This window comes from Streptomyces sp. NPDC087422, from assembly GCF_044744145.1.
Classification (GTDB): domain Bacteria; phylum Actinomycetota; class Actinomycetes; order Streptomycetales; family Streptomycetaceae; genus Actinacidiphila.
In genome coordinates this window covers 72,481-81,679 of the sequence record NZ_JBIUXT010000019.1, presented here as the reverse complement: position 1 = coordinate 81,679, position 9,199 = coordinate 72,481, and the positions used below count along the sequence as shown (strand labels likewise).

General features: G+C 71.0%; 9 protein-coding genes and 1 pseudogene. 7 read left to right on the top strand and 3 right to left on the bottom strand.

The annotated features are described in order from the left end of the window. Positions 1-100 (top strand): annotated as a pseudogene (locus tag ACIO6U_RS35475) (IS481 family transposase); the annotation flags it as partial. Positions 101-387: 287 nt separating this feature from the next. Beyond that, on the top strand, positions 388-1,431 hold the full coding sequence (locus tag ACIO6U_RS35470) for a hypothetical protein (protein WP_391049828.1): 1,044 nt from the start codon (positions 388-390) through the stop codon (positions 1,429-1,431). 35 nt (positions 1,432-1,466) lie between these two features. On the opposite strand, the gene ACIO6U_RS35465 is transcribed toward ACIO6U_RS35470, so the two are convergent. Continuing rightward, on the bottom strand, positions 1,467-2,435 hold the full coding sequence (locus ACIO6U_RS35465; protein ID WP_401725507.1) for an alpha/beta hydrolase: 969 nt from the start codon (positions 2,433-2,435) through the stop codon (positions 1,467-1,469). Positions 2,436-2,695: 260 nt separating this feature from the next. On the opposite strand from ACIO6U_RS35465, the gene ACIO6U_RS35460 reads away from it, so the two are divergent. The 4 genes from ACIO6U_RS35460 (at position 2,696) to ACIO6U_RS35445 (ending at position 6,205) form a co-directional block, all read left to right on the top strand. After that, on the top strand, positions 2,696-3,172 hold the full coding sequence (locus ACIO6U_RS35460; RefSeq protein WP_355349192.1) for a MarR family transcriptional regulator: 477 nt from the start codon (positions 2,696-2,698) through the stop codon (positions 3,170-3,172). Positions 3,173-3,462: 290 nt separating this feature from the next. Then, complete coding sequence (locus ACIO6U_RS35455; RefSeq protein ID WP_391162210.1) at positions 3,463-4,500, top strand: glycoside hydrolase family 11 protein; 1,038 nt, start codon at positions 3,463-3,465, stop codon at positions 4,498-4,500. A 151-nt stretch (positions 4,501-4,651) separates the two neighbouring features. After that, entirely contained in the window at positions 4,652-5,680 is a 1,029-nt protein-coding gene (locus ACIO6U_RS35450; protein WP_401725504.1) for a polysaccharide deacetylase family protein, read from the top strand. A 183-nt stretch (positions 5,681-5,863) separates the two neighbouring features. Continuing rightward, a complete protein-coding gene (locus ACIO6U_RS35445; RefSeq protein WP_401725501.1) occupies positions 5,864-6,205 on the top strand; it encodes a DUF5713 family protein in 342 nt (113 codons plus the stop codon). Positions 6,206-6,299: 94 nt separating this feature from the next. Here ACIO6U_RS35445 and ACIO6U_RS35440 read toward each other — a convergent pair whose 3' ends face one another. Beyond that, positions 6,300-7,118 (bottom strand): SDR family NAD(P)-dependent oxidoreductase, encoded by an 819-nt coding sequence (locus ACIO6U_RS35440; protein WP_401725498.1) that lies wholly within the window; start codon positions 7,116-7,118, stop codon positions 6,300-6,302. A gap of 87 nt (positions 7,119-7,205) precedes the next feature. Between ACIO6U_RS35440 and ACIO6U_RS35435 the strand changes: the two genes are divergently transcribed. Continuing rightward, positions 7,206-8,057: a helix-turn-helix transcriptional regulator gene (locus tag ACIO6U_RS35435; RefSeq protein ID WP_401725495.1), complete on the top strand. Its 852-nt coding sequence runs from the start codon at positions 7,206-7,208 to the stop codon at positions 8,055-8,057. 32 nt (positions 8,058-8,089) lie between these two features. Here ACIO6U_RS35435 and ACIO6U_RS35430 read toward each other — a convergent pair whose 3' ends face one another. Beyond that, entirely contained in the window at positions 8,090-8,983 is an 894-nt protein-coding gene (locus ACIO6U_RS35430; protein WP_401725492.1) for a helix-turn-helix domain-containing protein, read from the bottom strand. Positions 8,984-9,199 lie beyond the last annotated feature (216 nt).

Genomic DNA, 9,199 nt, shown 5'->3' with positions numbered 1-9,199 from the left:
AGACTTCCTCCACACCTACAACCACCACCGCACCCACACCGCACTCGGCGGCCAGCCACCCATCACCCGCGTCAACAACCCTCCAGGTCAATACAGCTAGGCCCTAACGGCAGCGGCTCGCGCACCTGGCGCCTTTCTGCCCGGCACCGCCATCCCCGGGCAGGGAGGCGCCCCGCCATGTCCGGGCCCCGGCGGCCCGCGCGGGCGGACGGTCCGATTCCGCCCGCCGCGGCGGCGGAGTCCGGCCGACCCGTCGGGAAACCCTCCCGGCGTGGCGCGCGAAACAGGGTGGCCGATCGCCGGAGCAGGTGATCTGATGGACGTCGGGGACTGCCGACGCGGGGGCGCGGCGGCACCGAAGAGCCGGTCGAGGACAGGGGCGGGTCGATGTCGCAGGGGGATCCTGCCGGAGCGGTGCCGGAGTTGGAACCGCGGTCGGGCGCGGGGACCGACGAAGAGCACAAGAGCCAGTTGCTCGTACGGGAAGCGCTCTCGGTCATCGGCGCGGTCGTCCAGACGCTGATGGGACTCGTCGCCGACCTCCAGGCGTGGTGCGCGGTCCTGGAGCGCCGGGCGAATGAGGCGGTCGGCATCGACGCCCCGCCGCGGCGCAGGGAACTGGCCGACCACCAGGACCGGTTGGTCGCCGCGGAGTCCCTGCTGGCCAGAGCCCGCAGGGAACGAGAGGCGGCGGAGGAGCTGGCCGTCGGCGTCCGGCGGTCGGCCGTGGAGCAGGGCCGGGCCCGTACGCGACCTGGCCCGTCCCGCACCCCGGTCGTGGACGACGGTCCCGGCTCCGGGGCCGACGAGGGCTCCCGGGTGGGCGCCGCGATCGCCCGGCTGCGGGAATTCGACCTCGCGCTGGAGAGCGCCGACGAACAGCTCGAGGCGTACGACGCCCGGGCCGCCGCCGTACGCGTACTCGTGGAGCCCGGCCCCGAACCGGGTCCGGCCGACGACACCGCCGACGCCGTGACCGGATCGGCCGCGACGCCGAAGACGGCGGACGGCCGCGCGGACGGCTACTCGAAGGACGACCGGGAGACGGACGAGGCGGACCCGCCGGAGGACCGCAAGCCGCCGGCCCCGGTCTGGACGACCTGGTGCACCGTCCTGACCGGCTGCGGCCTGCTGCTCGCGGCCATACTGGCCGGTACCAGCTTCACCTACGCGCGCTGGGAGCACCCGGGCGCCGAGGCCGTGACCTGGTACGCGATCGGTGATCTGCTCGCCCTGTGCGTCGTCGTCTTCGTCGGCCTGATGGTGCTCGGCACCCTCGTGGAGCGCTACGAGCTGTCCACCCTGGGGGAGACCTCACTCGTCCTGGCGATCCTGCTGGTGGTGCCCGTGCTCGGGGTGGGGATGTGGCACCCCGAGGCGTTCGGCCATATGGGCATGTGGGGACGGTCGTTGGCGCGCTCGCTGGTGTGAGGCGCAGGCGAGCGCGTCGCGGGCCGCCGTGACGGTCAGTCGGTGCCGAGCGCTGAACGCAGCACGGTGACCGCCTGGTTGATCGCACCCTCCGCCGCCTGCGTGCCGCGCAGCGCGTTGAGCATCACGAAGTCGTGGATGATCGCGGGGTAGCGGGTCGCGGTGACGGCGACACCCGCCTGCCGGAGCTTGTCGGCGTACGCCTCGCCCTCGTCGCGCAGCACATCGGCCTCACCGGTGACGACCAGCGCGGGCGGCAGCCCGGTGAGCTGTTCCGTGGTGGCGCGCAGCGGGGACGCGGTGATCTCGGCGCGCTGCGCGGGGTCCTTCGTGTACTGGTCCCAGAACCACTGCATGCCGTCGCGGCGCAGGAAGTAACCGGTCGCGAACCGCTGGTACGAATCGGTGTCGAAGCTCGCGTCGGTGACCGGGTAGAACAGCACCTGCTGGACGAGCGGCACATCACCGCGCTCCTTGGCCATCAAGGTCAGCGCGGCGGCCATGTTGCCGCCGACCGAGTCACCGGCGACCGCGATACGGCTCGCGTCCAGACCCTTGGCCGCGCCGTCGGTGACGACCCAGCGGGCGACGGCGTAGTTCTGCTCGATCGCGACCGGGTAGCGGGCCTCGGGGGACAGGTCGTACTCGGGGAAGACCACCGCCGCGCCGACACCGGCCGCCAGTTCGCGCACCAGCCGGTCGTGGGTGTGGGCGTTGCCGAACACCCAGCCCGCGCCGTGGATGTAGAGGATCACCGGCAGCGTTCCGACGGCGCCCTTGGGACGGACGACGCGCACCCGTACGGACTCGGTCGGGCCGTCCTCGACGGTCACCCACTCCTCGTCCACCTCGGGCGCGTCGATCTCGCCGGACTGCACCTCGTCGACCGTCTTGCGGCCCGCCACGGGGCCGAGGTCGAACAGATACGGCGGGTTGGCCGTGGCGGCGGCGAATTCCGCGGCGGCCGGTTCCAGGACGGGTGCTGCGGGAGTGGACTCGGACATGACGGGGGCTCCTCGTGGGACGGAAGGGGAGGGACGGACGGTGTGGGCGTCGGCTCCGGGTGCGCTCCGGGCCGGCGTGTCGTGGTGGATCGTGCTCGGCCGTGCCCTGTCGTGCTCGGCAGGGCGAGCCAGCCACACTCCAGAAGACTAGGACACGATTAGCTCGTGTACAAGCTAATCGTGCACGTTGAAATTGCCTCATGGTGAAGCTAGGCTGATCGGTCGACCCCGTCACCCGTCCCCGAGGAGGGCCGCCCCGCATGGACAGCACGGAAGCCGCCGACGCCGAGCCCGCGTTCACCCTGCTCCTGGACGACCAGCTCTGCTTCGCGCTGTACGCGGCCTCCCGTGCGGTCACCAGCCGCTACCGTCCGCTGCTGGACGAGCTCGGCCTCACCTATCCGCAGTACCTGGTGCTGCTGGTGCTCTGGCAGCACGGCGACGTCCCGATCAAGGACGTCGGCGCCGCCCTGCAACTCGACTACGGCACCCTCACCCCGCTGATCAAGCGGCTGGAGGCGGCCGGTCTGGTCCGCCGCGAGCGCAGCGCCGAGGACGAGCGCACCGTCCGCGTCATCCTCACCGAGCGGGGCGACGCGCTGCGCGACCGGGCCCGCGACGTACCCCCCGCGATAGGCGCGGCGATGGGTCTGTCACCTCGGGAGACCGAGGCCGCCATGACCCTGTTGCGCCGTCTCGCGGACAACGTCTCGGCCGATCTCGCCCGCCGGTCGTAGACCTCGCCCACGCGCTCGGAAGGCTCTCCGAAACATTCGGGATTTCATCCCCTTGGAGGTGATCTCGCGGCTCGGCGGTTTTGTGGGTCAACCAATTCCTCCGGCTATTGATGCGCGTCTGCCTGCGGAAACGACTGGTGCCGCACGCCTGACTGGTGGCGAAGCTTTCGTAATCGGTGCCGAAAGTGTTGACACATGACGTGCTCCGCTCAACACTGTCGCGGCAGACGGTCCTCACGAGACGAGGAGGAAGCACGCACATGAACGACGCACCCGCACCCGCACCCCACATGAGCCGCAGGCGGCGCCCGTTAGGGCTGCTCAGCCGTTTCCGGCTGCTCATCAGCGGCGCCTGCGCGATAGCGCTGGTCGGCGTGGCCGCGCTCATCCTGCCCGGCACCGCCAACGCCGACACGATCATCACGTCGAACCAGACCGGCACCAACAACGGCTACTACTACTCGTTCTGGACCGACGGCGGCGGATCCGTCTCCATGAACCTGGGCTCCGGCGGCAACTACAGCACCTCGTGGAGCAATGCCGGCAACTTCGTCGCAGGCAAGGGCTGGGCCACCGGCGGACGCCGGAGCGTCGCCTACTCGGGCAGCTTCAACCCCTCGGGCAACGCCTACCTGTCGCTGTACGGATGGACGACGAATCCGCTGGTCGAGTACTACGTCGTCGACAACTACGGCACCTACCGGCCGACCGGCACGTACAAGGGCACGGTCACCAGCGACGGCGGCACGTACGACATCTACGAGACGACTCGGGTCAACGCCCCGTCGATCGAGGGCACTCGGACCTTCAACCAGTACTGGAGCGTCCGGCAGTCGAAGCGGACCGGCGGCACCATCACCACGGGCAACCACTTCGACGCGTGGGCCAGCCACGGGATGAGCCTCGGCAGCTTCAACTACATGATCCTCGCCACCGAGGGCTACCAGAGCAGCGGCAACTCCAACATCACGCTGGGAAGCACCGGCGGCACCACCGGAGGGTCGACCACGGGTGGTTCGACCACCGGCGGGTCCACCACCGGGGGCTCCACCGGAGGCGGGGGCAGTTGCACGGCCGCGCTGTCCGCCGGTGAGCAGTGGAGTGACCGCTACAACCTCAACGTCTCGGTCTCGGGCTCCAGTTCGTGGACGGTGACGATGAACGTCCCGGCGCCGGAGAAGATCATCGCGACGTGGAACATCAACGCCACGTATCCCAGTGCCCAGGTCTTGACCGCCAAGCCGAACGGCAGCGGCAACAACTGGGGTGTGACGATCCAGACCAACGGCGCCTGGACCTGGCCGACGGTGTCGTGCAGTCCGAGCTGACGCCGTACGCCGGTACGCGCGTTGCCCGTACGCCCGTATCCCCGGACCGCGTTGCCCGGCACCGCCTTTCGCGGCACCGCGTGTACCGGTACCGCGTGGCCCCGTCATCCCCCCACGGAGTTCGCAACGCCACCACAAGGAGGCCCCCCACATGCGAACCAGACCGCACATGTCATTGCGTTCCCTGATCACGGGACTTGCCGTCGCCGCCACGGCGGTGGCGAGCGTCGTCACCTTCACCGTCGACGCCACCCCGTCGCACGCCGCCACCTGCAACGGGTACGTCGGACTCACCTTCGACGACGGTCCGTCCAACGACCACACCCCGAGCGTCCTCAACGCCCTTCGGCAGAACGGCCTGCGGGCCACGATGTTCAACGAGGGACAGTTCGCCGCGTCCTATCCGTCCCAGGTCCAGGCCGAGATCAACGCGGGGATGTGGGTCGGCAACCACAGCTACACCCACCCCCACCTGATCCAGGAGAGCCAGGCCCAGATCGACTCGGAGGTCTCCAGGACCCAGCAGGCCATCGCCGCGGCTGGCGGCGGCACACCGAAACTGTTCCGTCCGCCGTACGGCGAGACCAACACGACCTTGCAGTCGGTCGAGGCCAAGTACGGTCTGACCCAGATCATCTGGGACGTCGACTCGCAGGACTGGAACGGCGCGAGCACCGACGCGATCGTGCAGGCCAACGCCCGGCTCACCAACGGCCAGATCATCCTCATGCACGAGTGGCCCGCCAACACGCTCGCCGCGATCCCGCGGATCGCGCAGGGCCTGGCGAGCCGCGGCCTGTGCGCGGGCATGATCTCGCCGCAGACCGGCCGCGCCGTCGCCCCCGACAGCGGCGGTACGAGCGGCGGCGGGACCGGCGGCACGACCGGGTCCACCACCGGGGGCGGTGGCGGGGGCAGTTGCACCGCGACCCTCTCCGCCGGTCAGCAGTGGAGCGACCGGTACAACCTGAACGTGGCGGTGTCCGGGTCGAGTTCGTGGACGGTGACGATGAACGTTCCGGCGCCGGAGAAGATCATCGCGACGTGGAACATCAACGCCACGTACCCCAGTGCCCAGGTCTTGACCGCCAAGCCGAACGGCAGCGGCAACAACTGGGGTGTGACGATCCAGACCAACGGCGCCTGGACGTGGCCGACGGTGACGTGCAGTCCGAGCTGACCTGAGCCAGCCCGCGACGAGCGGCGCCGGACCGCGCTGAGGCGCGGGCTCACGCGACCGGGGCGCGGCGGCCGACGGCCGTCGCGCCACCGGCGTTGTCAGTGGTGTGGTGCACGATCGGAGACGTCGGACATTCCACACTGGACGCGGGGCTGATCCAGGGCAGAAGGGGAGGGCGTCGCCATGACGATCACCAACCAGCAGGTCAAGGAACGGGCGTTCCTCGAGGTGCTGTACGAGGACGAGTATTTTCCCGACCACGTCCTCGACAAGGGGAAGGCCATCCTGCTGGACCTGTGCGAGCGGATCGAGGCGGAGCGGCCCGGGGACCTGAAGGCGCTGTACGCGCTGACGGCGGTCGCGACGGAGCGGTTCAACGCTCTGGAGGCGGAGTTCGACGCCGCGGGCAGCGAGATCGAGACCGTCGCACGGGAGGAGATAGGCGGGGACATCTGGTTCGTGGCGACGGCCTACGGCTTCGAGGACGCGGACGTCGAGGAACTGATCGCCGCCCGCGAGTGGTGACGGCGCGAGTGGCACCGCCGCCCGCCGCCCGGTGACGCCCGCCGATAACCGGTGGCGCCCGCCGACGACCGGCGACGGCCGCGGGCCGCGCGGCTCAGGCCGCCGCGCCGCCGTCCACCCGCAGGACGGTGCCCGTCACGTAGGACGCGCGGTCGCTGAGCAGCCAGGCGGCGGCCTCCGCGATCTCGGCGGGGTCGGCGGCCCGGCGCAGCGGGGTGTGCGCCGTGATCCGGTCGAGCAGACCGGGGGACTCCGCCGCCCAGGCGTGGATCATCTCGGTCAGTGTGCCGCCGGGAGCGATGGCGTTGACGCGGATGCCCTCGGGACCGTACGTGACGGCGGCCGACTCGGTGAGGCTGTTGACCGCCCGCTTCATCGCGCCGTAGGCGGGCAGTTCGGGGTTGCCCCGCAGGCTGCCGACGCTGGAGTTGTTGACGATGGCGCCGGTCCCCGCGGTCGCCCGGATCGCGGCGACCTCGGCGGCCATCGCCAGCCACGGACCCCGGAGGTTCACGGCGTAGAGGCGGTCGAAGTCGGCTTCCGGTACCTGGTCCAGCGGGCCGGGTGACGCGTTCGTGGCGCCGTTGTTGAAGGCGACGTCGAGGCGGCCGAACCGCTCCACCGTACGGTCGACCGCCGCGCGTACGCTCACCGCGTCGGCCAGGTCGCACACCACGTGGTCGGCGGTGCCGCCCGCCGCCCCGACCTGCTCGGTCACGGCCTTGAGTTGCGCCTCGGTACGGGCCGCGAGCATGACGCGGGCGCCCTCGCGGGCGAAGAGCAGGGCCGCGGCGGCGCCGATGCCGCGACCCGCGCCGGTGATGAGGGCGACCTTGTCCGCCAGCAGCCCGGTGGCGGCGCCGGTCGCGGTGGTGTCGGTGGTGGGTGTGTCGACGTTGGGTGTGGTGTTCATGGCATCGAGCGTGCGCCGGACTTCCGGGCGCAGCCAGGCACCGGCTGTACCTGGCTGCGCCCGGCGGCACGCGAGCACACTGGGGAGGTGGACAGACGAGAACTGGCCGACTTCCTGCGCAGCAGACGCGAGCGGATCACCCCTGCCGAGGTGGGGCTGCCCGCCGGGACCCGGCGCCGCACGCCGGGGCTGCGCCGCGAGGAGGCGGCCCAGCTCGCCTTCATCTCGACCGAGTACTACACGCGGCTCGAACAGGCCCGCGGCCCCCGCCCGTCCCGCGAGGTCCTGGCGGGGCTGGCCCGTGCGCTGCGGCTGACGGACGTCGAGCGCGACCATCTCCATCACCTCGCGGGCGCCCCGCCGGGACCGCCCGCAGGACCCTCGCGCGAGGTGCGTCAGAGCATCCTCGACCTGCTGGACCGCCTGCCGCAGGCCGCGGCGACCGTGATGTCCGCGATCGGAGAGGTCATCGCCTGGAACGACCTGGCGGCGGCCCTCATGGAGGACTTCTCCGCCCTGCCGCGCCGCGACCGCAACTTCGTCCGCCGCGCCTTCCTCGGACCGCACCGGCAGGGGCAGCGGCTGTACGGGGTGTCGGACGTGGACCGTTTCGCGAGCAACGCCGCCCAGCGGCTGCGTACCGTCGCCGCCCGCTACCCCGAAGACCCCGAGGTGACGGAGCTGGTGGCCGAGCTGCGGGCCGGGAGCGCGGAATTCCGCGAGCTGTGGGCCTCCCACGACGTGCGCAGCGAGCCCACCCTCCGCAAGACCTTCCAACACCCGCTGGTCGGGCCGGTCACCGTCAACTGCGACGTCCTGGACATCGCCGACCGGGACCAGCAGGTCGTGATCTACACCGCGACGCCCGGCTCGCCGTCCGAGGAGGCGCTGCGGCTGCTGTCCGTCATCGGCACCCAGCGCATGGACGTGACCGGCTGAAGCCACCGCCCGGCCGGGTGCGGGCCGGCGCGTCAGCCGAGCGGGTGCTCCTCAGCGGCCGATGCGGGGGTGCCACCCGCCGGGAGGTGGGACGCGGCCCAGGAGGCGAGGAAGCGCAGGCCCTCGTGGGTACGGCTGCCCGGCTCCGCGGTCCAGACGATGAGCTGCTGGTCGGGGTCGGTACTCGCGGTCAGGGTGTCCCAGTCCAGACTGAGCTCCCCGGCGACGGGATGGCGCAGGGCCTTGGTGCCCACGCTGAGCGTGGCGACCTGATGGGTGGCCCACCACTGGCGGAACTGCTCGTCCTGCACGGACAGTTCACCGACCAGTTCGACGAGCCCCGGGTCGTCGGGGTACTTGGCGGCCTCCATCCGCAGCTGCGACACGCAGGTGCGCGCCACTTTCTCCCAGTCCGCGTAGAGCGATTTCATCGACGGATCGGTGAAGATGATCCGCACGTAATTCCGGTGCTTTTCCGGGATGGCCGAGAAATCGGTGATGAGCGCCGAGGCGAGCGAATTCCACGCGATGATATCCATGCAACGGCCCATGACAATGGCGGGTGTCGCACCGAGGTCGTCCAGAAGCCGTCGCAATTGCGGCTGGACTTTCTGCCGGGTGCGGCGGCGCGGTCGCACGAGTGTCTTCCCGGCCAGCCCGAAGAGGTAGTCGCGCTGGTCGTCGTCCAGTCGCAGCACCCGGGCCAGGGCGGCCAGCACGGACACCGAGGCATGGATACGGCCCTGCTCCAGGCGGGTGTAGTAGTCGGTGCTGATCGCGGCGAGCTGCGCCACTTCCTCCCGGCGCAGCCCGGGCACCCGCCGGGGTGTACCGGGGTCCGGCAGCCCCACGGTGCGCGGGCCGAGCTCGGCCCGCCGGGCCTTCAGGAACTCGCCCAGCTCATTCATGTGCGCGTCGCCGGTCATGCCAGCCATTGTCGCACCGGCGGCCGGCCGCGTGAGGGGGAGAGTTTCCTCCCCGGATGTCCTCCTCCCGTGAGCCGACGCTCCCTTTTCGTATTCCCGTGAGATATGTGACCACGGCCGTCGAACGGCCGCGGCGGTGAGACGGCCGATCACCGGGCGCCGAAGGCCCATTCCCCGGCCGACCGGGCCGCGCTGATCAACTCCCGCCTTCACCGC

What these genes read in the sequence shown, in the direction of transcription:
- ACIO6U_RS35440 (WP_401725498.1), bottom strand. Translation starts at nt 7,118, where the DNA reads ATGAACACCACACCCAACGTCGACACACCCACCACCGACACCACCGCG.
- ACIO6U_RS35455 (WP_391162210.1), top strand. Translation starts at nt 3,463, where the DNA reads ATGAGCCGCAGGCGGCGCCCGTTAGGGCTGCTCAGCCGTTTCCGGCTG.
- ACIO6U_RS35470 (WP_391049828.1), top strand. Translation starts at nt 388, where the DNA reads ATGTCGCAGGGGGATCCTGCCGGAGCGGTGCCGGAGTTGGAACCGCGG.
- ACIO6U_RS35445 (WP_401725501.1), top strand. Translation starts at nt 5,864, where the DNA reads ATGACGATCACCAACCAGCAGGTCAAGGAACGGGCGTTCCTCGAGGTG.
- ACIO6U_RS35460 (WP_355349192.1), top strand. Translation starts at nt 2,696, where the DNA reads ATGGACAGCACGGAAGCCGCCGACGCCGAGCCCGCGTTCACCCTGCTC.
- ACIO6U_RS35430 (WP_401725492.1), bottom strand. Translation starts at nt 8,983, where the DNA reads ATGACCGGCGACGCGCACATGAATGAGCTGGGCGAGTTCCTGAAGGCC.
- ACIO6U_RS35465 (WP_401725507.1), bottom strand. Translation starts at nt 2,435, where the DNA reads ATGTCCGAGTCCACTCCCGCAGCACCCGTCCTGGAACCGGCCGCCGCG.
- ACIO6U_RS35450 (WP_401725504.1), top strand. Translation starts at nt 4,652, where the DNA reads ATGCGAACCAGACCGCACATGTCATTGCGTTCCCTGATCACGGGACTT.